Annotated in this window: 19 protein-coding genes and 1 tRNA gene; 10 read left to right on the forward strand and 10 right to left on the reverse strand. The window is 67.0% G+C overall.

Going from position 1 to position 21,389, the window contains the following annotated elements:
* Positions 1 to 96 precede the first annotated feature (96 nt).
* Positions 97 to 438, reverse strand: a complete 342-nt coding sequence (locus BRO63_RS22275) for a DUF4148 domain-containing protein (RefSeq protein WP_088141891.1) — start codon at positions 436 to 438, stop codon at positions 97 to 99.
* A 227-nt stretch (positions 439 to 665) separates the two neighbouring features.
* On the opposite strand from BRO63_RS22275, the gene BRO63_RS22280 reads away from it, so the two are divergent.
* The 5 genes from BRO63_RS22280 to BRO63_RS22300 are packed head-to-tail and all read left to right on the forward strand — an operon-like array spanning position 666 to position 8,785.
* Entirely contained in the window at positions 666 to 1,928 is a 1,263-nt protein-coding gene (locus BRO63_RS22280) for a TolC family protein (protein WP_088141892.1), read from the forward strand.
* A gap of 44 nt (positions 1,929 to 1,972) precedes the next feature.
* Positions 1,973 to 3,127, forward strand: a complete 1,155-nt coding sequence (locus BRO63_RS22285; RefSeq protein WP_256942981.1) for an efflux RND transporter periplasmic adaptor subunit — start codon at positions 1,973 to 1,975, stop codon at positions 3,125 to 3,127.
* Positions 3,128 to 3,140: 13 nt separating this feature from the next.
* Positions 3,141 to 6,311 (forward strand): CusA/CzcA family heavy metal efflux RND transporter, encoded by a 3,171-nt coding sequence (locus BRO63_RS22290; protein WP_088141894.1) that lies wholly within the window; start codon positions 3,141 to 3,143, stop codon positions 6,309 to 6,311.
* 21 nt (positions 6,312 to 6,332) lie between these two features.
* Positions 6,333 to 7,358 (forward strand): glycosyltransferase family 2 protein, encoded by a 1,026-nt coding sequence (locus tag BRO63_RS22295; RefSeq protein WP_088141895.1) that lies wholly within the window; start codon positions 6,333 to 6,335, stop codon positions 7,356 to 7,358.
* The gene (locus tag BRO63_RS22300) at positions 7,349 to 8,785 is read left to right on the forward strand and encodes an ArnT family glycosyltransferase (protein WP_088141896.1); all 1,437 of its coding nucleotides are present in this window, start codon (positions 7,349 to 7,351) and stop codon (positions 8,783 to 8,785) included. Before BRO63_RS22295 ends, BRO63_RS22300 begins: the two co-directional genes overlap by 10 nt.
* A 73-nt stretch (positions 8,786 to 8,858) precedes the next feature.
* On the opposite strand, the gene ggt is transcribed toward BRO63_RS22300, so the two are convergent.
* Together ggt and BRO63_RS22310 are read right to left on the reverse strand one after the other, a co-directional pair.
* A complete protein-coding gene (gene ggt / locus BRO63_RS22305) occupies positions 8,859 to 10,454 on the reverse strand; it encodes a gamma-glutamyltransferase (protein WP_088141897.1) in 1,596 nt (531 codons plus the stop codon).
* 24 nt (positions 10,455 to 10,478) lie between these two features.
* Positions 10,479 to 11,453 (reverse strand): Bug family tripartite tricarboxylate transporter substrate binding protein, encoded by a 975-nt coding sequence (locus BRO63_RS22310; RefSeq protein ID WP_088141898.1) that lies wholly within the window; start codon positions 11,451 to 11,453, stop codon positions 10,479 to 10,481.
* Between the two features lie 155 nt (positions 11,454 to 11,608).
* On the opposite strand from BRO63_RS22310, the gene BRO63_RS22315 reads away from it, so the two are divergent.
* Positions 11,609 to 12,265, forward strand: coding sequence for a GntR family transcriptional regulator (locus BRO63_RS22315; RefSeq protein WP_013395291.1), 657 nt, complete (start codon positions 11,609 to 11,611; stop codon positions 12,263 to 12,265).
* 52 nt (positions 12,266 to 12,317) lie between these two features.
* A complete protein-coding gene (locus tag BRO63_RS22320) occupies positions 12,318 to 12,806 on the forward strand; it encodes a cupin domain-containing protein (protein WP_088141899.1) in 489 nt (162 codons plus the stop codon).
* Here the strand turns inward: BRO63_RS22320 and BRO63_RS22325 are convergent.
* A complete protein-coding gene (locus BRO63_RS22325; RefSeq protein ID WP_088141900.1) occupies positions 12,803 to 13,687 on the reverse strand; it encodes a DMT family transporter in 885 nt (294 codons plus the stop codon). The genes BRO63_RS22320 and BRO63_RS22325 overlap by 4 nt on opposite strands.
* A gap of 272 nt (positions 13,688 to 13,959) precedes the next feature.
* Between BRO63_RS22325 and BRO63_RS22330 the strand changes: the two genes are divergently transcribed.
* Positions 13,960 to 15,222: an MFS transporter gene (locus BRO63_RS22330; RefSeq protein WP_088141901.1), complete on the forward strand. Its 1,263-nt coding sequence runs from the start codon at positions 13,960 to 13,962 to the stop codon at positions 15,220 to 15,222.
* Positions 15,223 to 15,305: 83 nt separating this feature from the next.
* Here the strand turns inward: BRO63_RS22330 and BRO63_RS22335 are convergent, their stop codons facing one another.
* Positions 15,306 to 16,178: an NAD(P)-dependent oxidoreductase gene (locus tag BRO63_RS22335; protein ID WP_088141902.1), complete on the reverse strand. Its 873-nt coding sequence runs from the start codon at positions 16,176 to 16,178 to the stop codon at positions 15,306 to 15,308.
* A 159-nt stretch (positions 16,179 to 16,337) separates the two neighbouring features.
* Here BRO63_RS22335 and BRO63_RS22340 point away from each other — a divergent pair, with 159 nt between their 5' ends.
* Positions 16,338 to 16,766: a PaaI family thioesterase gene (locus BRO63_RS22340; RefSeq protein ID WP_088141903.1), complete on the forward strand. Its 429-nt coding sequence runs from the start codon at positions 16,338 to 16,340 to the stop codon at positions 16,764 to 16,766.
* Between the two features lie 12 nt (positions 16,767 to 16,778).
* On the opposite strand, the gene cls is transcribed toward BRO63_RS22340, so the two are convergent.
* The gene (gene cls / locus BRO63_RS22345) at positions 16,779 to 18,236 is read right to left on the reverse strand and encodes a cardiolipin synthase (protein WP_088142032.1); all 1,458 of its coding nucleotides are present in this window, start codon (positions 18,234 to 18,236) and stop codon (positions 16,779 to 16,781) included.
* A 184-nt stretch (positions 18,237 to 18,420) separates the two neighbouring features.
* Between cls and BRO63_RS22350 the strand changes: the two genes are divergently transcribed.
* Positions 18,421 to 18,496, forward strand: a tRNA-His gene (locus tag BRO63_RS22350).
* Between the two features lie 15 nt (positions 18,497 to 18,511).
* Here the strand turns inward: BRO63_RS22350 and BRO63_RS22355 are convergent.
* The 4 genes from BRO63_RS22355 to BRO63_RS22365 are packed head-to-tail and all read right to left on the reverse strand — an operon-like array spanning position 18,512 to position 21,370.
* Positions 18,512 to 19,699 (reverse strand): site-specific integrase, encoded by a 1,188-nt coding sequence (locus BRO63_RS22355; protein ID WP_088141904.1) that lies wholly within the window; start codon positions 19,697 to 19,699, stop codon positions 18,512 to 18,514.
* Complete coding sequence (locus BRO63_RS22360) at positions 19,675 to 19,902, reverse strand: excisionase family protein (protein ID WP_256943382.1); 228 nt, start codon at positions 19,900 to 19,902, stop codon at positions 19,675 to 19,677. Before BRO63_RS22360 ends, BRO63_RS22355 begins: the two co-directional genes overlap by 25 nt.
* Positions 19,896 to 20,054, reverse strand: coding sequence for a hypothetical protein (locus BRO63_RS34245; RefSeq protein ID WP_179215182.1), 159 nt, complete (start codon positions 20,052 to 20,054; stop codon positions 19,896 to 19,898). Before BRO63_RS34245 ends, BRO63_RS22360 begins: the two co-directional genes overlap by 7 nt.
* Positions 20,051 to 21,370 (reverse strand): hypothetical protein, encoded by a 1,320-nt coding sequence (locus tag BRO63_RS22365; RefSeq protein WP_088141905.1) that lies wholly within the window; start codon positions 21,368 to 21,370, stop codon positions 20,051 to 20,053. The genes BRO63_RS34245 and BRO63_RS22365 overlap by 4 nt, the downstream gene beginning before the upstream one ends.
* Positions 21,371 to 21,389: the final 19 nt, after the last annotated feature.

Consider the following 21,389-nt stretch of genomic DNA (forward strand, 5'->3'; position numbering starts at 1 on the left):
GAATCGTCCCGGGGGAATAAACGCAAGCAGGGCGGCCCAGCCGCCCTGCGCAGCGCTGGCAGGCACGCGGGGCGCGTGCGCCATGGGCCCGGGCGCTCAGCCCGGGGTGTAGATCTCGTCCAGGCGGGCGCGTTCGGCCGGCGTCATGGCCTCGAGCTCCGCCATCGCGTCGGCACGGGTGCGGGAGGTGCCTTGCTTGACCCAGCCCGGCTTGGCGGCGTTGAGGTTGGTCAGGAACCACTGCTTCGGGTCGGACTTGGCGACGGCGAGTTCGGTCTTCACTTCTTCACGCGTCTTGCCGCCGGCGGCATGGTCCGGCGCGATGGCGTAGCCGATCTCCGTGTTGGTCTGGTGCCAGGTGCTTGATGCGCTGGCGGCAAAGGGAAAGGCCAGCGCGGAACCCAGGGCAAGGGCGGCGGCAACGGTTTGGATCTTCATGGATATCTCCCAGGTTGGGCGCGGCGCCGGCCGCGGTTTTGCGTCGGCGCATACACGCTGTTTGTGTAGCGACGGTGACACTCTACGGACCCCTGCCCGTCAATTCACGGACACCCTGATTACGTTTTCGTAAGGCCCGGGAACCTTACGGAAATGTCATTTTTCTGTCGGTCGATTGACGCGCCCGTCTGGATACATTGCCGGCTCGCCCCTTTCCTGGTTGAACCATGCATGTATCCGCTATGCCGCTGATCCTGGCGGCCCTGATGATCGCCGCGTCTGCCCCCGCGTCCGCCCAGGACGCAGGCCCGGCCCGAACTCCCGTACCCGATGTGCAGGGCCAGAACGGCGCCGTGCTGACGCTGGAGGGCGCCCTGTCCGCGGCGCTGGAGCGCAACCCCGGATTCGCCGCGGCGAAGAACGAGGCCGCCGCGAGCGAAGGCCTGCTCACGCAGGCGGGCGTGTTGCCCAACCCCTCCATCGACGTGAGCGTGGACGACACGAAACCGGCCACGCGCACCACCACCGCCATGCTGAATGTGCCGGTGGAGACCGGCGGCAAGCGCTCCGCCCGGGTCAAGGCGGCGGGGCTGTCCAGGGACCTGGCGCGCCAGGGCGTGGCGGACACGCGGGCAGGACTGCGGGCGGCAGTCATCGCGGCTTATTTCGATGTGGCGGTGGCGCAGGAATCCGTGCGCGTGGCGCGCGGCACCGTGGATATCGCCAGCGGCGCCCTGCGGCTGGCCGAGAGGCGCGTGGCCGCCGGCAAGGCGCCGCCGCTGGAGGGCAGCAAGGCCCAGGTGGCGCTGGCCAACGCGCGCATCGAGGCGCGCGCGACCGAGGCCGCGCTGCTGGGGGCGCGCCGCAAGCTCGGCCTGCTCTGGGGCGAGGCCGAGCCCGGCTTCGCCAGCGTGGGCGCGGACCTGAGCGCGCTGCCGGATCGGGCATCGATAGACGAGCTGCGCGCCGGACTGGCCGCATCGCCCAGGATGCAGGGCGGCAAGCTCGCCGTCGACCTGGGGCAGGCGCAGCTGGAAGTCGAGAAAAGCAAGCGTTATCCGGACATCACGCTGAGCGCGGGCGTGGCCCGCGACAACGAAGCGGGCCGCAACAAGGCCCAGCTCGGCGTGTCCATTCCGCTGCCGATATTCGACCGCAACCAGGGCAATGTGTACGCCGCCACCATGCAGGCCTACAAGGCGCAGGACCAGTACCGCGAGCTGGAGTCCGGCTTGATGGGAGAACTGCTGCAGGCCGTGACCCGCTTCGATCTGGCGGTGGGTTCCGCGCGCGAGTACCGGAGCGCGGTGCTGCCGGGCGCCACCCAGGCCTATGACGCCGCGCGCAAGGGCTTCGAAGCGGGGAAGTTCGGCTTCCTGGAAGTGCTGGACGCGCAGCGCACCCTATCCGACGGAAACATCGCCTACCTGACGGTGCTGGCATCTGTGTACCAGGCTTCCGCGGATATCGACCGCATTCTCGGACGTTGAAACGAGCATAAGAAATGGCAAAACACAAAAACAAGCAACCCCCCATGATGTGGACCGCGGCAGGCCTGTGCGCGGCGCTGCTGCTGGCGCCCCTGTATCCGGCGTACGCCGCGGGCGAGGCCGAGCACGGTCATGCCGAGACGGAACAGGGCGCGGAGCCGGCGAAGGAACAGGAAAAAATCGCGTTGACGCCCGAGCAGATCGCGGTGGCCGGCATCAAGTCCGAGGTCGCCGCGCCCGCCGCGCTGGCGACATCGGCGCAGTTCCCGGGCGAAATCAAGTTCAATGCGGACCGGACCGCGCACGTGGTGCCGCGCATGGCCGGCGTGGTGCAGAGCGTGTCGGCGGACCTGGGCCAGCAGGTCAGGAAGGGCGAGCTGCTGGCCGTCTTGTCCAGCTCGGCGTTGTCCGAGCTGCGCAGCGAATGGCTGGCGGCGGCCAAGCGGCGCGATCTGGCCGCCCAGACCCACAGGCGCGAACTGCGCCTGTGGCAGGAAAAGGTATCCGCCGAACAGGACTACCAGGCGGCCCGCACTGCGCTGCAGGAGGCCGAGATCGCCGTGCAGAACGCGGAGCAGAAGCTGCGCACCGTGGGCGCCGAGCCGCGCTCCAAGGACCTGGGCAGCCTGGAGATCCGCGCGCCCTTCGACGGCGTGGTGGTCGAAAAGCACATCGCGCTGGGCGAAGCCCTGCCCGACAACGCCAGCATCTTTACCCTGTCGGACCTGCGCACCGTATGGGCCGAATTCGTGATCGCGCCCAAGGACCTGCAGGACGTGCGCGTGGGCGAAGCGGCCAGCGTGAGCTCCGCGGCCTTCGCCGGCAAGGCCGAAGGCACGGTCTCGTACATCGGCTCGTTGCTGGGGCAGCAGACGCGCACGGCCACCGCGCGCGTCACGCTGGAGAACCCGGACATGGCCTGGCGTCCCGGGCTTTTTGTTTCCGTGGACGTGGTGACCCGGATGTCGGACGCCGCGGTGACAGTGGCGGCCGACGCGGTCCAGACCGTCGACAACGAGCCCACCGTGTTCGTGGAGGTGCCGGGCGGCTTCCTGGTGCAGCCGGTGAAGCTGGGCCGGGCCTCGGACGACCGGGTCGAGGTGCTGTCGGGCCTGGCTCCCGGCACGCGCTATGCGGTCGAGAACACCTTCGTCCTCAAGTCGGAGCTGGGCAAGGCCGGCGCCGAGCACGCGCACTGAGACGGGGCGGAACATGTTTGAACGCCTGATCCGTTTCGCCATCGAACAGCGCTGGCTGGTGCTGTTCGTCACCCTGGGCATGGCCGCCATCGGGGTCTACAACTATTCCCGGCTCGCCATCGACGCGGTGCCGGACATCACCAACGTCCAGGTCCAGATCAATGCCGGCGCGCCGGGCTATTCACCGCTGGAGACCGAGCAGCGCGTCACCTACCCGATAGAGACGGTAATGGCCGGGCTGCCGGGACTGCAGCAGACGCGTTCGGTGTCGCGCTATGGCCTGTCGCAGGTGACCGTGATCTTCAAGGACGGCACCGACATCTATTTCGCCCGCCAGCTGGTGAACCAGCGCCTGCAGGAAGCGAAGGAAAACCTGCCCGAGGGCGTGACGCCCATGATGGGGCCGATATCCTCGGGCCTGGGCGAGATCTACCTGTGGACGGTGGAGGCGCAGGACGACGCCAGGAAGCCGGACGGCACCTCCTACACCCCCATGGACCTGCGCGAAATCCAGGACTGGATCATCAAGCCGCAGCTGCGCAACATTCCCGGCGTCACCGAGATCAACGCCATCGGCGGCTATGCCAAGGAGTACCAGGTGGCGCCCAGCACCGAGAAGCTAGCCTCCTACGGACTGGCGCTGACCGACATCATGGCCGCGCTGGACAGGAACAACGCCAACATCGGCGCGGGCTACATCGAACGCAAGGGCGAGCAGTACCTGATCCGGGCGCCAGGGCAGGTCCGGTCCATGGACGACATCCGCGACGTGGTGCTGGCAACCGTGGAGGGCCAGGCGATCCGGATACGCGACGTGGCCGAGGTGTCCATCGGGCGCGAGCTGCGCACGGGGGCTGCCACCAGCAACGGCGAGGAAGTGGTGCTGGGCACGGTGTTCATGCTGATAGGCGAGAACAGCCGCGCGGTGTCGCAGGCCGTGTCCGTCAAGCTGGAAGCCATCAATAAATCGCTGCCGGCGGGCGTGCAGGCGGTGACGGTCTACGACCGCACCAACCTGATCGACAAGGCCATCGCCACGGTCAAGAAGAACCTGCTGGAAGGCGCGGCGCTGGTCATCGTCATCCTGTTCGTGTTCCTGGGGAACATCCGCGCGGCGCTGATCACGGCGATGATCATCCCGCTGTCCATGCTGTTCACCTTCACCGGCATGGTGAGCTACAAGGTCAGCGCCAACCTGATGAGCCTGGGCGCGCTGGACTTCGGCATCATCGTCGACGGCGCGGTGGTGATCGTGGAGAACTGCGTGCGGCGCCTGAGCCATGCGCGGGCGCACCACGGCAGGCCGCTCACGCGCAGCGAACGCTTCCATGAGGTGTTCGCGGCCGCGCGCGAGGCCCGCAGGCCGCTGCTGTTCGGCCAGCTGATCATCATGGTCGTGTACCTGCCGATCTTCGCCCTGAGCGGGGTGGAAGGGCGCATGTTCCATCCCATGGCGCTGACCGTGGTGCTGGCGCTGCTGGGGGCGATGATCCTGTCCGTGACCTTCGTGCCGGCCGCCGTGGCGCTGTTCATGGGCAATAACGTCTCCGAAAAGGAGAACCGCCTGATGGCCTGGGCCAAGCGCCGCTACGAGCCCTTGCTCGAGGTTGCGCTGCGCCGCACGCCGTTGATCCTGGCCGGCGCCACCGTCTTCGTGGTGTTGAGCGGCGTATTGGCGGCGCGCATGGGCAGCGAGTTCATCCCCAACCTGAACGAAGGCGACATGGCGATCCAGGCATTGCGGATCCCGGGCACCAGCCTGACGCAATCGGTCGAGATGCAGAAGCAGCTGGAAACCCGCTTGAAGCAGAAGTTCCCGGAGATCGAGCGCGTGTTCGCCCGCACCGGCACGGCCGAAATCGCGTCCGATGCCATGCCGCCCAGCATCTCCGACGGCTACATCATGCTCAAGCCGATCGACCAGTGGCCCAGCCCCAGGAAGACCCGCGCCGAGCTGCTGGCGGCGATCCAGGAGGAAGCCAACCAGGTTCCCGGCAATAACTATGAGTTCTCCCAACCCATCCAGCTGCGTTTCAACGAGCTGATCTCGGGTGTGCGCAGCGACGTGGCGGTGAAGGTGTTCGGCGACGACAACGACGTGTTGAACCGCACGGCCGCCGAGATCGCCGAAGTCCTGCAGACGATACCGGGCGCCTCGGAAGTGAAGGTCGAGCAGACCACCGGCCTGCCCATGCTGACGGTCAACATCGACCGCGCCCGCGCCGCGCGCTACGGGCTGAGCATGGCGGACGTGCAGGACACCCTGGCCATTGCCGTGGGCGGCCGCGAAGCGGGGACCTTCTTCCAGGGCGACCGGCGCTTCGACATCGTGGTGCGCTTGCCCGAGGCCGTGCGCGAGAACCTGTCCGCGCTGAAGAAGCTGCCCATCGCCCTGCCCAGGCAGGAAGGGCAGGCGCAGGCGGCCTACATCCCGCTGAGCGAAGTCGCCACCTTCGACCTGGCGCCAGGGCCCAACCAGATCTCGCGCGAGGACGGCAAGCGCCGCATCGTGGTCAGCGCCAACGTGCGCGGCCGCGACCTGGGCACGTTCGTGTCCGAGGCCACCGCCGCCATCGGGGAAAAGGTGCAGGTGCCCGCGGGTTATTGGACCTCCTGGGGCGGCACCTTCGAGCAACTGCAATCCGCCGCCAAGCGTTTGCAGATCGTGGTGCCGGCGGCCTTGCTGCTGGTGTTCGCGCTGCTGTTCGCGATGTTCGGCAACGTCAAGGACGGGTTGCTGGTGTTCACCGGCATTCCCTTTGCGCTCACCGGCGGCGTGATCGCCTTGTGGATGCGCGGCATACCCCTGTCCATTACCGCGGCGGTGGGCTTCATTGCGCTGTGCGGGGTGGCGGTGCTGAACGGGCTGGTCATGCTCTCGTTCATCAGCGGCCTGCGCGTGGAGGGCAAGTCCGTGGCCGAGGCCGTGCGGATAGGGGCGCTGACGCGCCTGCGTCCGGTGCTGATGACGGCGCTGGTGGCTTCGCTGGGCTTCGTGCCGATGGCGATCGCCACCGGCACGGGCGCCGAGGTGCAGCGCCCGCTGGCCACGGTCGTGATCGGCGGCATCATCTCTTCCACCATCCTCACGCTGCTGGTGCTGCCGGCCCTTTACCGCCTGGCGCACAGGAATGACGACGCCGACGAGCTTGAACTGTCGAAACCGGCGCTTGCCCGGGAATAGGTCCGATAGAGAGGCGATCCGATGAATGCCAGACCCGATATCGATATTGCTGTGCTGGGTGCAATCAGCCCGATACAGCTGTCCGTCATCATTCCGTTCCTCAACGAGATGGAGGTGCTGCCGGCCTGCCACGAGCGCTTGCGGCGGGTGTTGAAGACGCTGGGGCTGTCCTACGAGATCGTGTTCGTCGACGACGGCAGCAGCGACGGCAGCGCCGAATACCTGCAGACGCTGCTGCGCGAGGAGCGCGGCATCAAGCTGGTCAGGCTGAGCCGGAACTTCGGCAAGGAGGCCGCGATGACGGCCGGGATAGAACATGCGGCGGGGGCCGCGGTCATCATGCTGGACGCCGATCTGCAGGATCCGCCCGAGGCCATCCCCGCCATGGTCCGCGCCTGGAAGGAGGGCGCCGACGTCGTCAGCATGCGGCGGCGCAGCCGCGCCGGAGAAAGCGTCCTGAAGCGGTTCTCCGCGTATGCGTACTACCGCCTGTTGAGCCGGCTGAGCAAGGCCGCGATTCCGCCCGACACCGGCGATTTCCGGCTGATGAGCCGGCGCGCCGTGACGGCGCTGATGCAGCTGCCGGAACGGTGCCGCTACATGAAGGGCCTGTACGCCTGGGTGGGCATGCCGACCCGGATCATCGATTACGACCGCGAGCCCCGCGCCGCCGGCACCACCAAATGGAGCTACCTGGCGCTGTTCCGCCTGGCCATGGAAGGCATCACCTCGTTTTCCACCGCGCCCCTGCGCTGGGCGACGGGGCTGGGCGCGGCCGCGGCCCTGGGCGGCGCGGTCTTCGGCGCCGCGATCATCTTCAAGACCTTGATGTTCGGCGACGACGTCGCCGGCTATCCCTCGCTGATGGCGACGATGACCTTCATGGGCGGCGTGCAGCTCATCACCATCGGCCTGTTGGGCGAGTACGTGGGCAAGACCTATATGGAAAGCAAGCAGCGGCCGGTCTATCTGGTGCGGGATGTGCAGAACAGCGGACCCGCAGGCACGGCGCCATCGGACCCGGGGAGGGATGCGGCTTGCAGCTGAGCGCCCGGACCCTGGCCGCCGGCCTGGCGGCAATATTGGGCGTGCGCCTGCTGGCAATGGCCCTGGTGCCGTTTGCCGACACGTCCGAGCCGCGCTATGCGGAGATCGCCAGGCTGATGGCGCAAACAGGCGACTGGATCACGCCCTGGTTCGAGCCGGGCGTGCCGTTCTGGGGCAAGCCTCCATTGGGGTTCTGGGCCGAGGCGCTGTCGATCCGGCTGCTGGGGTTGAGCGAATTCAGCATCAGGTTCCCATCGCTGCTGGCCACGGCGGCGACGCTCGCCATTCTGCATGCGCTGGGCCGCCGCCTGTACTCGGTGCAGGCGGCCCGCTGGGCCGTGCTGGTGTATGCGTCCATGTTTCTGCCCCTGGTCGCGGCCGGAGCGGTGCTGACCGATCCGTTCCTGGCCCTGGGTGTCACGCTGAGCATGGCGTCATTCGTCCTGTCGCGCGGGCCGGCGGCGGGGTTCTGGCGCTACGGATTCTTCCTGGGGCTGGCGATCGGCCTGTTGTCCAAGGGACCGCTGGCCGTGGTGCTGGTGGCGGGCGCTATCGTGCCCTGGATGCTCTGGCACGGGAATGTCCAAGCCAGTCTGCGGCGCCTGCCATGGGCGGCGGGAGGCGTGATGACGGCGGCCCTGGTGCTGCCCTGGTACGTGGCGGCGGAGATCAAGACGCCAGGCTTCATCCAGTACTTCATCGTGGGCGAGCACTTCCTGCGCTTCGTGGATCCGGGCTGGACCGGGGATCTCTACGGATCGGCGCACAGCAGGCCCTACGGCGCCATCTGGCTGGACGGGATCGTGGCGTCGTTGCCCTGGGGAGTGTTCGGCGTCTGGCTGCTTGCGCGCCGCTGGCGCGGGCCGGCGCGGCGGGCCGGCAGATGGCTGCGGCGGCCGCGCTGGACCTATCTGTTGGCCTGGGGCGCGGCCACGCCGCTCTTCTTCACGCTTTCGGGCAACATCCTGTGGACCTACGCCCTGCCGGCTCTTCCGCCGCTGGCGTTGGCGATAGGCGCGTGCCTGAGCCGCGCCCGCGCCCAGGCGCCAGCCCGCGTGGCGACGGCCTGCATGGCGCTGGGGCCGATGGCGGTGATCGTCTTCTGCGGCTTATTGCTGGCCAACCCGGAACGGCTCAAAACGGAAAAGCAGCTGATCGCCCGGGCCGACGCGCTGATGGCGCCCGGCGAAAAACTCTATTTCATCGACAGCCTGCCGTTCTCGGCGCGCTACTACTCGCGCGGCGCGGCCGGGCGGGTGCCGCTGGATGGCCTGGCGGCCGTGCTGCCCAAGGACGGCAGGGTATTCCTGGCGGTGGAGAAAGCGGATCTGCGTCGGGTGCGCGAGCAGAGCGGCGCGGCGCTTGCGCCGCTCTACTCCAGCCGGCGCTACACCTTGGTGATTGCCGGTGAGCCGGCGCCGCCCTAGGGCGGCGTCGGCCTGCGCGATCAGGCTGACGACTTCGGGCAGATTGCCCTCGGTGATCAGCGGCCGGCCAGACTCAGAAGCCCACGGCCTGGCCGTCGCGGCGCGAGTCCGAGGCGGCCACGTAACCGCCTTGCGGCAGGCGGCAGATCAGCTGCGCCGAACCGAACTCCAGGCTGTCGGCGGGCGCCACCGCGACGTTGTGGCCGCGCGCGCGCAGCGCGTCGACCGCGTCCGCGGGCAGGTGCGATTCCACATTGACCACCGGGCCTTTTTCCACGCGGAAGCGCGGCGCGTCGCTCATGGCCTGCGGGTTCTGGCCGAACGCCGCCAGGCGCGTGATCATTTGCAGATGGCCCTGGGCCTGCATCGATCCGCCCATCACGCCAAACGACATCAGCGGCTGGCCGCCGCGCGTGACGAACGCCGGAATGATGGTGTGCATCGGCTTTTTGCGCGGCGCGACCTGGTTGGCGTGGCCGGGCGTCAACACGAAGTTCAGGCCGCGATTGTGCAGGCTGATGCCGGTGTCGGGCACCACCACGCCGGAACCGAAGCCGTGGTAGTTGGACTGGATGAAGGACACCATGGTGCCGCTGGCGTCGGCCGCCGTCAGGTACACGGTGCCGCCGGTGGCGGGGGTGCCCGCGACCGGCACGCTGGCGCGGTCCATGGAGATCTGGCGCGCGCGCTCGGCCAGGTAGGAACGGTCCAGCAGGGCGGCGGCGCTGGTGCGCATGTGGCGCGGATCGGCGACGTGGTGGTGCAGGTCCGCGAAAGCCAGCTTCATCGCTTCGATGCTGACGTGGTAGTAGTCCGCGCTGTCGCGGCCCATGCTCTCCAGGTCGAACTGTTCCAGCATGCCCAGCGCCATCAGCGCCGAGATGCCCTGGCCGCTGGGCGGGATCTCGTGCAGCTCGTAGCCGCGGAACGATTGCGAGATCGGCGCGACCCATTCGGGGCGGTGTTCGGCCAGGTCGTCGGCGCTGAGCGCGCCGCCGGTCTGGCTGGCGAAGTCGGCGATCTTGCGGGCGAGCTCGCCGCGGTAGAAGCTTTCGCCGCCGCTTTCGGCGATGGCGCGCAGCGTCTTGCCTTGCGCGGGAAAGCGCCACCATTCGCCGGCCTGCGGCGCGCGGCCCCCGGGCAGGAAGGCGGCGGCAAAGCCCGGTTCCTGCGCCAGCTTGGGCGCTTGCGTGGCCCACTGGCGGGCGATGGTGGGCGAGACCGCGAACCCTTCCTCGGCATAGGCGATGGCGGGTTCGAACAACTGCGCGAAAGGCAGCTTGCCGAAGCGCTCCGACAGCGCCTTCCAGCCCGCGACCTGTCCCGGCACGGTCACCGTGCCCCAGCCGGTGCCGGGCATGGCGTCGCGTCCGGCGAAGTACTCCGGCGTCCACGCGGCGGGCGCGCAGCCGCTGGAATTCAGGCCATGCAACTGGCCGTCATGCCAGACCAGCGCGAACATGTCGCCGCCGATGCCGTTCATGACGGGTTCGACCACCGTCAGCGCGATGGCGGTGGCGATGGCGCTGTCCACGGCATTGCCGCCGGCCAGCAGCATGCGCAGCCCGGCTTGGGCCGCCAGCGGCTGGCTGGTGGCGACCGCGTTGGCGGCCAGGACCGGCATCTTGCGGGAGGCGTAGGGGAAAGACCAATCGAAGGGTAAAGACATGGATGCGGGAACTCGTGAAGAAGATTACTGCGGCGTGATGCCGGCCTGATCGATCAGCTGCTTGGTGCGCGGGATCTCGGCCTTGATGAAAGCGGCGAATTCCTCGCGGCTGCCGCCGCGGGGCTCCGCGCCGGCTTCCGCGAGCTTACTGCGCAGCGCCGGATCGGCAAGCACTTTGTTGACGGCGCGGTTGAGCTTGTCGAGCACCGGAGCGGGTGTGCCTTCGGGCGCGACCAGACCGTACCACGGCGCGATGTCGTAGCCGGCGTAGCCCTGTTCCGCGATCGTGGGGATCTCGGGCGCCAGCGCCGAGCGCTTGGCATTGGACATGCCCAGCGCCAGCAGCGCGCCGCTCTTGGCCTGGGGCAAGCCGGTCATGATGGTGTCGAAGTACATCGAGACCTGGCCGCTGAGCAGCGCGGGGATGGCTTCGCCCGCGCCCTTGTACGGCACGTGCAGGATGTCGATGCCGGCCACCGACTTGAGCATTTCGCCCGCCATGTGGGAAGTCGTGCCGGTGCCGAACGAGGCGTAGGTCAGCTTGCCCGGATTGGCGCGGGCGTAGGCCACCATTTCCGGCAAGGTCTTGAACGGTTGTGACGGGTTGGCTAGCAGGATGTTGGGGGTGTAGGCCACCATGGACACCAGCGCGAAGGCGTCGGGGTCGTAGGACAGGCGCTTTTGCAAAAAGCGGTTGGTGACGATGGCGGCCGGGCCGCCCATCAGCAGCGTGTAGCCGTCGGGGGTTGCGCGCGCCACCGAGGCGCTGCCAATGGCGGCCGCGGCGCCCGGGCGGGCCTCGACGACGAAGGGCTGGCCCAGTTCCGTCGACAGCGCGGCGCCCAGCTGGCGCGAAATCAGGTCGGTGGCGGAGCCCGCCTGGAAGGGCACGACGATGCGCACCGGATGCTGCGGCCAATCGGTCGCCTGGGCGCCCGCCTGGGCGGCGCAAGCCATGGCGGCGGCGCCTGCCAGCGCCCGGATGAGACGAAACTTCATGAAATCCCCTTGATCGCGTTATGGAGTGCGTGCAGGGATTAGACGCAAGTGGGCGGCGCAGGACTATTAGGATTTGCATCCATGGATCACTGGATCCAATTTGTGTTATTTTTGCGTTTATCTATCATGGCGGCTTTCCCAGCCCTGGATCTCCAATGCTGCAATTCCAGAAGACAGCGATCAGCGCCGAAGACGAAGCCTACCTGCACCTGCAGCGCGAAATCCGCCTGGGCCGCTACGCGCCCGGCCAACGCCTGGTGCCCGAGGTGGTCGCGGCCGAGATCGGCACCAGCCGCATGCCGGTGCGAGGCGCGCTGCGCCGGCTGGCCTCCGAGGGGCTAGTCGAGATCCGCGCCAACCGCGGCGCGGTGGTGCGCGGCCTGAATCAGCAGGAAATGCTGGAAGTGTTCGAAATGCGCTCCGTGCTCGAAGGCCTGGCCATGCGCAACGCGGTGCTGCACATGGGCGCCGAGCACATCCGCCGCCTGTCGTTGCTGCTGGAACAGCTGGAGCAGGGGCCGGGCGAACACCTGGACTGGATCACCGCGCACCGCGAATTCCACGAATACCTATGTAGCTTCTGCCAGCAGCCGCGCCTGCTGCGCCAGATTTCCGAGCTGCATTCCGTCGTCGAGCCCTACATGCGCCTGTGGGTGGCCCAGCCCGGCCGCGTGCTGCGGGTGCGCGAATCGCACCAGGAATTGATCGCCGCGCTGCAGACGCGCGACCCGGCGCGCTGCGAAGCGGCCATGCGCCAGCACGTGCTGAACACGGTGCCGGCCCTGCAGGCGTTTCTGGAGCAGGCGGCCTAGGACGCGCGGCTTTGCTCTAGACTGGCGCCATCCTCCACGCGCCCGTCCTGCCATGACCGCATCCGCCGACCTCATCCGCCGCCTGGACCTGTTGCCGCACCCCGAAGGCGGCTACTACCGCGAAACCTATCGCGCCACCGATGCCGTGACGCGCGGCGATGGCGCGCAGCGTTCGGCCAGCACCGCCATCTACTACCTGTTATGCGACGGCGCCTGGTCCACCTGGCATCGCATCCGGTCCGACGAACTCTGGCATTTCCATGCGGGCGATGCGCTGCTTGTCCACGTGCTGGCGCCGGACGGCGCTTACCGCTGCCTGCGGCTGGGCGATGCGCTGAAGGACCCTGATGCCGCGTTCCAGGCCGTGGTGCCGGCCGACAGCTGGTTCGCGGCGGAGCTGGCCGACCCGGCTGGTTACGCGCTGGCTGGCTGCACGGTGGCGCCAGGCTTCGAGTTCAGTGAGTTCGAGCTGGCCGACGCCGCCGAACTGCAAGGGCTGTACCCCGCGCAGGCCGGCCTGATCGCGCGCCTGGCCCGCTAGTCGGCACCCTGTGCTTGCGGCTTTTTCCTGCGGGTGAACTTGGCCTCGCTTGCCAGCACGCCCGCCACGATCAGGCCGGCGCCCACCAGCGCCAGCGCCGGCAGCCGGTCGCCGGCCAGGCGTCCGACGATGCCGCCCCACACCGGCTCGCCCGCATAGATCACGGTGGCGCGGGTGGGCGATACGGATTTCTGCGCCCAGTTCATGGTCAGCTGGATGATGGCGCTGGCCAGCCCCAGGCCGATGGCGGCGCCCGCCCACAGCCATGAGAATTCGGGTATCGCCTCGCCCATCACCGGCATCAGCGCGAACGACACCAGGCCGGCCGTCAGCAACTGCACGAAGGTGACGCGGCGGCTGTCGACCTTCTTGGCATAGTGGCCTATCAGGATGATCTCGGCGGCGATCGCCGCAGCCCCGGCCAGAGTCGCGGCTTCGCCCGCGCTGAAGTTCAGGGCGCCCGCCTGCGGCCCGGCCAGCAGGATCAGGCCCGCGAAGGCCAGCGCCACGCCCACCCAGCTCATCAGGCTCGGCGGCTTCTTCAGCACGGCCCATTGCAGCAGCGGCACGATGGGCACGTACATCGCCGTGATGAAGGCGGACTGGCTGCTGGTGATGGTCTGCAAGCCGTAGGTCTGCAGGAAGTAGCCCAGGAACAGGGCGCAGCCGATGGCGATGCCGGCGCCGACCTCCTGGCGGGTGATCGCGGCCATGTGCTTGCGGAACATCAGCAGCGCCATCAGGCCGGCGATGGTGAATCGCACGCCCACGAAGAACAGCGGCCCGCTGTGCTGCATGGCAATGTGGATGATGAGGAAGGTGCTTCCCCACAGCATGGTGACCAGCACCAGGGCGATTTCCTGGCGGGACAGGGCGAACATCGAGGTCTTGGACTTCACGGTCTGCTTCGGGCGCTACGAAATGGCGAGCAATATACAGCGCTTCGGTGACCGCTCACCGAACAGATTCCCGGATTCCGGGCGGAGCAGGCATATAGCCAGGAGTAATATGACGCGTCCGGCGGCGTCAGGCCACCGGTGACGACAAGCCGGCACACGCCTCGTTCTTCTCGCTCCCGCCGCGCCTTTTTGGGCGGCGTTGGCGAACCAGGGCGCGCAAAGCGGCCACAAGAAGATATCGAGGAGAAGCGCAAGTGGAGAAGCAAGAGTCGGGCGGCTGGTATTTCGGCTGGAACATCGTAGGCGCCGCGACGGTACTCACCCTGTTGACCGTAGGCCTGCGCATGGGAGTCGGGCCGTTCTTCCTGCCCATCGCGGACGCCCTCGGCTTCACGCGCAGCACGCTGTCCGGCATCGTCGCGATCGGCATGCTTTGCTATGGCCTGGCCATGCCGGTGGCGGGTTATCTGGTCGGCACGCGCGGCACCCGCTTCGTGCTGCTGACCGGCACCGCCATCGTCGTGTTGTCGATCATCTGGACGGTCTACGCGCGCGGGCCCATCGAATTCCTGCTGTCCTTCGGCGTGGCGCTGTCCATCGGCCTGGGCTTCACCAGCCCAGTGGCGTTGACGCCGGTGATCAGCCGCTGGTTCACGCGCCAGCGCGGCATGGCGCTGTTCTTCCTGTCCACCGGCTCCATGGCCGGCATCGCGCTGATGACGCCGACGCTGACCTTCGCGATCTCGGCCGTGGGCTGGCAGGAAACCCTGCTGGCCTTTGCCGCGCTGTTCGCGCTGCTGACCGTGCCGATGGCGCTCTTTGTCATGCGCGATGAAGCGCCCGAGCACACCGACCTGCTGCCGCACCAGATCATCGACAAGGCGGCACCGGCCAAGGCCGCGGCGAAGCCGCCGGCGCCCAATGTGCGCGCGGCGCTGAACTCGCTGCCGTTCTGGCAGGTGGCGCTGGGCCTGTTCGCCTGTGGTTTCAGCATGAACCTGCTGGGCACGCATGGCGTGCCCATGCTGATGGACCATGGCTTTGACGCCACCACCAGTTCGCTGGGCATAGGCCTGATCGGCCTGGTCGCCATCTTCAGCACCCTGGTGCTGGGACGCATGTCCGACCAGGTCGAACGGCGCGCCATCCTGGCTGCGATCTACCTCGTGCGCGGGCTGGGCTTCTTCGCGCTGGTCACGGTGGGCGCGCATTGGGAGCTGTACGCCGCGGCTACCCTGGGCGGCATCGCGTGGGCCGGCAGCATCGCCTTGTCGTCGGCCATTCTTGCGGACGTCTACGGCGTGCGGCTGGTGGGCGTGCTTTACGGACTGGTCTACCTGGGCCATCAGGTGGGTGGCATGATCAGCTCATGGCTGGGCGGCTGGGCCTATGAGACCTTCGGCACGCATTGGGTGGCCTTCGGGGCGGCGGGCGCGCTGCTGCTGGCGGCGGCCCTGATTTCCCTGCGCCTGCCGGTGCGAGGCCTGCCGCGCGCGGTGGCGGTGGCCGGCCGTTGATCGCCGCGGACTGCGGGCCGATGCCGTCCGCAGCGTTTGCCATCGCATCCGCGACGCCGGATGCGATGGCCTCCGAGACCGTTCTAGCGGTCCTTCAGCAACGACACCAGTTCCGGCACGTAGCGGTCGCCGCCGCCCTGCGTGACGGCCTGGTCGAAGGTGTGCTGCACGGCTGCGCCGATTTCGCGCACCGCGCCCGTTTCCGCGGCCATGGTGTTGTAGTAGGACAGGTCTTTTTGCGCATTCGACATGAAGAACCGCAGCGAGGACGGGTCCTGTTCCAGCAGATAAGGCTTGATGCGTTCCAACGCCACGCCGCCGCCGCCGCCCTTGGCCAGCACGTCGGCGAACACCGCCGGATCGATCTCCGCGCGCAGCGCGCAAGCTGCGGCTTCCGACAGCAGCGCAACCACGCCCAGCGACACGTAGTTGTGCAGCAGCTTCATGCGATGGCCGGCGCCGATCGGGCCGGCATGCGTGATGTTCTCGGCGAAGCAGGCCAGCAGCGGCTTGCACTCCTCGAACAGCGCGGCGTCTCCGCCCACCAGCAGGTTGAGCCGGCCTTCGGCGGCTTCCTTGGGGGTGCGCGTCATCGGCGCATCCAGAAAGCGGCCGCCGGATTCCGTCACGGCCTGCGCCACCTTCACGGTGGACGAAGGAATCGCCGTCGAGCAATCGATGATGACCGTGCCCGGGCGCAGGCCCGCCAGCACGCCGCCCTCGGACAACAGCACGGCCTCAACCTGCGGGCTGCCGGTGACGCAGAGGATGATGACGTCAGACTGGGCCGCCAGCGTGGCGCCGTTCGCGACGCTGGTCGCGCCCGCGGCCTTCAGCGTGTCCAGGGGCTGGTTGCCCGGATGCTCCAGCACGGTCAGCGCGTGCCCGTGCTTGACCAGATTGCTCGCAATGCCATGGCCCATGAGGCCGATACCAACCATGCCGACTTTCGCCATCTTCCACTGCTCCTGCCATATAGGGGTTTGTTATGGCGTAAATCTTACTCCGACTTGCGGATCGTCCGCGCCGCGATCACGGGGACGCGACAAGCCGTGCCGGCCGCGGCCTTCTTTGCGATACTCGAGGTATTCCGCGTGAAAAAACCAGGCTTGAGCATGACAGACTCCATTCCTTCCGGTTTCGCGCCCTGGCGCCCCAGCAGCCCCTTCATGGAACATCTGGCCGACCTCGGCGCGCTCTACAAGCGCGATGCCGATTGCGTCCTGGCCCTGCGCGTGGGGATGGCGCACACCAATATGCACGCCATCGCCCACGGCGGCCTGCTGGCCACGTTGGCCGACAGTGCGCTGGGCCACACCATCGCGGAGCAGGCCCAGGCCTCGGTGGTCACGGTGCAGATGTCGGTGGAATACCTGAATCCGGTCAAGCCCGGCGATTGGCTCGAAGCCCATGTCCAGATCGACAAGCAGGGCCGCCGGCTGATCTATGCCACCTGCCTGCTGCAGGTCGAAGGCCGCGTCATGCTCAAGGCCAACGCGGTCTTTGCGGTGCGCGCCGCGCCCGCGCCTGCCTCCGACGGCTGAGCCGCGAGCCCGCTACAAATAAGGCGTGGCCAGCCAGATCACCTTGTTGCGCAGGCGCCTGGCGAACGGCGCGCTCAACAGGTTTTCCAGCGTCTCGCGCCGGCCCTGCGCGATCAGGCCGTCAACCCGCGCGCCGATCCAGCGCGCCACGCCGGGATCGTAGATTTCGGTATCCAGCTCGAAATTCAGCCGCAGGCTGCGCGGATCCAGGTTGGACGAACCCACATAGGCCCAGGCATCGTCCACCGTCATCAGCTTGGAGTGGTCGAACGCGCCCTGCGAGCGCCAGACCCGGCAACCCGTGCGCACCACCTGGTCCAGCTGGGCCGTCATCGCGTAGTCCACCAGCCGCAGGTTGTTCTTGCCGGGAATCACGATGTCCACCACCACGCCGCGCCGCGCCGCCGTGGCCAGCGCGCCGATCAGCGTCTGGTCGGGAAGGAAGTAGGGCGACTGGATGCGCACATGGCGCTGCGCCACCGCCAGCGCGCCCAGCAGCATATTGTGCGTGCTGCCCAGCGCGCGGTCCGGGCCGGACGGCACGCAGCGCATCGGCACGTCGCCCGTGGGCGGCAAGGCCTCGGGATCGAACCAGGGCCTGGTCGGCAGCGATTCATGGGTGGTGAAGTTCCAGTCGTGCGCAAACACTGACATCAGCTGCGTCACGATCGGCCCCTCCACCCGGAAGTGCGTGTCGCGGTTGGTGCCATCGCCCGCCAGCGCGCTGACGAAGGCTGCGCGCACGTTCATGCCGCCGGTAAAGCCCACCCGCCCGTCCACCACCAGCACCTTGCGGTGGCTGCGCAGATTGGCATAGGGCATGCGCAGCACGCCCAGCGGATTGGTCATGAAGCGCGCCACCGGCACCCCGCCGCGCGACAGCATGCGCACGATGGGCGGACGCGAATACTTGGAACCGATGGCATCGATCAGCACCCGCACCTCGACGCCGCGCTCGCGCGCCTCGATCAGCGCCTGCGCCATCTCCCGCCCGATCGCGTCGTTGTCGAAGATGTAGCTCTGCATCGCTACGGCATGGCGCGCTTCGCGGATCGCCTGCAGCATCGCCGGATAGGCCTCGTCGCCGCCGGCCAGCGGCCGCACCGCGTTGCCGCCCAGCAGACGGAAGCGGCTGACGCGGTCGCCCAACACCTTCAGCGACGCGAACTGCTGGCCCGAGATCGGCGCCACGTCCACGGGCGCGGTCTCGACTTGCTCGGCATCCACCAGCATCGCCTCGTCGCGCTGCTGCGACAGCCGCGTCTTGCGGATCCGGTTGATGCCCGCCACGAAATAGACCAGCGCGCCGAACAGCGGCGAAAACAGCGCCACCCCGACCCAGCCTATGGCCGCCCGCACGTCCTGCTTGGTCATCGCGGCATGCACCGCCGCGCCGGTTCCGGCCACGATGCTGATGGCAAATACCAGATGGGGCCAATAATCGATCAAGATTGCGTGTATGCGGTCCATGGCGATGGCGTAAGCGCGGCCTCCGTAGATGATCAATGGCGAAGGATAGCAAGGTGGCCCGCCCTGGCAAGTGGGGGAGCGGGGGCTGTTTTCACATGGATTAAAAAACGTGCTAGAATTCGGCCTCTTCGTTGTTGAGCAGCTTTCAAAAGCAGCGCGGCAAGGAAGAAAAGCAGTATCAGAGGTGGCTGTAGCTCAGTTGGTAGAGTCCCGGATTGTGATTCCGGTTGTCGTGGGTTCGAGCCCCATCAGCCACCCCAAGAATTCCCCTTACATTACAGACGCTTAGGCGTCTGTTTTGTTTTCTCGGGGAGATTCTGGGGAGAAATTGCCGTTTCTAGGCGGCTCATCTCCAAGTCGTTCTGATCACCATCTAGCCATTTGGAATAGGTTTTCAGGAACATCTCCACGCTGTGGCCCAACTGCTTCGCGCAGAAGGCCGGCGTCATCCCAGCCATCAGCATGACCGTCGCATACGTGTGGCGCATGTTGTACGGCCGTCTGTAGCGAATTCCAAGAAGTTTCAGCGTCGGCGTCCAGAAGCTGCGCCGGAACGCGCGCTCGTCCTCCCACTGTGTCGAATAGCGCGGGTCGCTGAATACCGCAGCGCCTGCCACCTGAGTGTGCTGGCGCTGGGCCTGGATTGCGCCCAGCGCTCGGCTATTCAGAATCACCTGACGGGCAACGGCCGTCTTGGTCCGGTCTTTCCGCTCACCCCGAACCAGAGCTTCTGCGACCAGTACGGACCCGGATGCCAGATCTACGTTTGGCCACTGCAACCCAAAGACTTCGGACGTCCGCAGGCCGCTCCAGAACCAGAACTCGATCAGATTGTGGACTTGCTCGGGAAACCGCTGAGCGACGGACTCCAGGATGCTCTCCATTTCCCCGCGGCTGAACGGGTCGGGCGGCTCCCGTTGGTATTTCGCCCGAGGGATACCGTGGGCCGGATTTTCAGTCAGGATCCGGTCCTGAACGGCTAAGTCCAGAGCTTCACGCAAGACAGACACATAGTTGTTGATGGTCTTCCCGGACAAATCCGGGCGGCCGGCAACGACCGTCAGGAAATGACTCAGCTTGGCCGAACGCAGCGGGACCATCCCAAGGCGGGTGCCGTGGCGGTCGCAGATAGAGTGCTTCCAGAACTTGATGGCACTGGAATACCCATCGCGAGTGGACGACTCAATGCGCTGGGCCGCCAGCCAGGTGTCGAGCTGGCCGCCAATCGTGCCGACCTCTTCAACCACCGCGTTCGGGAAGTACTCCGCCAGGCTGAACGTCCGGTGGCGGATCTTCTCTTTGATCTCGATCGCCAGGCGGTGGGCATACTTGACGTTGGCTGGCGTGGGCAGGAGGGGCTGTTCATCCAGGGTCAGCGTGTGCCGCTCCAGTTTTCCGTTGAAGGTGAACGAAAGCCGTATCGACCGCTCCCGGATTTCTACCCCAGTTCCTTTTCGACCCATTGCTGATAGCCCTTGATAGAAATGAATATTCCGCCGTCGGGAGACTTGCGGTACTCGCGGCCCTCAAGCCACTTGCCGTCCTCGATCTTGCGCCGGATGGCCTTTTCCGTCAGCCCGGTGATCAAGGCAGCCAGCGCGATCGTCACATACGGGGCCGGCGCGACCTGCGCGGCCATCGCTTGCCTCTCGGCGGTGTTCAGCATATCGCCTCCAAAACGAAGCCCGCGTGGTGCGGGCTTTCCGAAAATTCGATTGATTGGGCTCGGGGGCGTTTGGCCCGATTCGGCATCAGCAGTCCTGCTGCGATGCCGATGATGATGGCGAGCGGGACCGCGAGTGCATAGAGTGCAGTCATGGTTGCTCCGGTTGCGAAGACAAGGCGGCTCCGGGTTCATTGACCCTGCTGAAAATCGGCTTGCCGAACACATAGCCGATGTGCCTCAGGTTTGCGTCCGCAGGCGTGATCATGACTTTGCGGCTCATGGGGATGGGATCGGTATCCCCGCCGCGCTGCTCGCGGTCGGCCAGGACGGCGACGCTGGCATGCTCATTGGCCCAGTCTTGCAAAGCCCTGGTAATGGAACCGGAAATGGTGGGTGCCCAGTAGTGGGGGATGGGTGGTAATGGCGGCAGCGCCACGGATCCCAATGCCGTCATTCCGGGATCGCGCACTGCCTCGCTGGCCTGGGGTGCGGCATAGAGCGTGGTCCCAGGCGGAGGCATCTTCCCGGCCGTCCATGAAACCTCTTTCAGATCACCCCCGAACAACACGACCTTTCCGACCGGCTCCCCGGCTACAGGGGCGCTTGCTATGCCGGCGTAGTGGGGCGTGCTCTCCCACTTTTCACGATTGAAGGGCAAGGCAGGCATGGCTTCCGTCGATAGCGTTACTTGCCCAGTTGCTCTATGGGTATGTTTCCAGATAATGGACGTCTTTCGGGCTGCGGGGGCAATCAACTCTTGCCGATATCTCGAGACGGCATCACGCGCGCTGTTTCGTTCTGCCATGTAGACGGTGGCTGAAGTTTTCAACTGGTCAACGTATGCGGCGACCGACGAATGGCCCTCGCCTCGCGCCTCTTCCAGCAATTCCGCCGCCCGCTCATCGGCTACAGCGGGGCTCGCCAGGACGGCGTCCAGCATCGCCATGAGCGCACCATGGGTTTCATTGGCGCGCCGCTTAGCGGCCCTACTGGCGTCGCTGTTCGCGTAGGCGATATCCAATGCGGCCGAAAACCGATCTCGGACCAGGTTTGCCGTGTCGCGGAGCAATTGCCAGTCGATATCGGGAATCGCGCGCTCGTCGGCTACAGGGGCGCTCGCCAGGGGCGCAGCTTTGCTGCCCGCCGAGTACCCGGAAATGAAGTAGCTACCATCCCGGCCCAGCCATCCTGATGCATCCCCGTGTGCGGCCACATACGCCGCCTTGATCGCCGCGTCGGCGACGTTCTCCAGTGCCCGCTCATCGGCTACAGGGGCGCGCAGCTTGGACAGCACAGCTTGCTCGATGGCGCGAGCTGCCGCTTTTTCCCATTCCCACTGACTCAGCACGTCGCGGCGGCCGTAGGGGTGCGAGGCCACGAAGACGGCGCCAAGGGTCTCTTGAACTTCCAGGTCCGTTAGCACGGTTTCATGCAGTGCCGCCTGGGCGGCGGTGGTGTGGTCGGTCATGCTGCGGTCCTCTGATTTG

This window comes from Achromobacter xylosoxidans (assembly GCF_002192695.1).
Taxonomy (GTDB): domain Bacteria; phylum Pseudomonadota; class Gammaproteobacteria; order Burkholderiales; family Burkholderiaceae_B; genus Achromobacter; species Achromobacter xylosoxidans_C.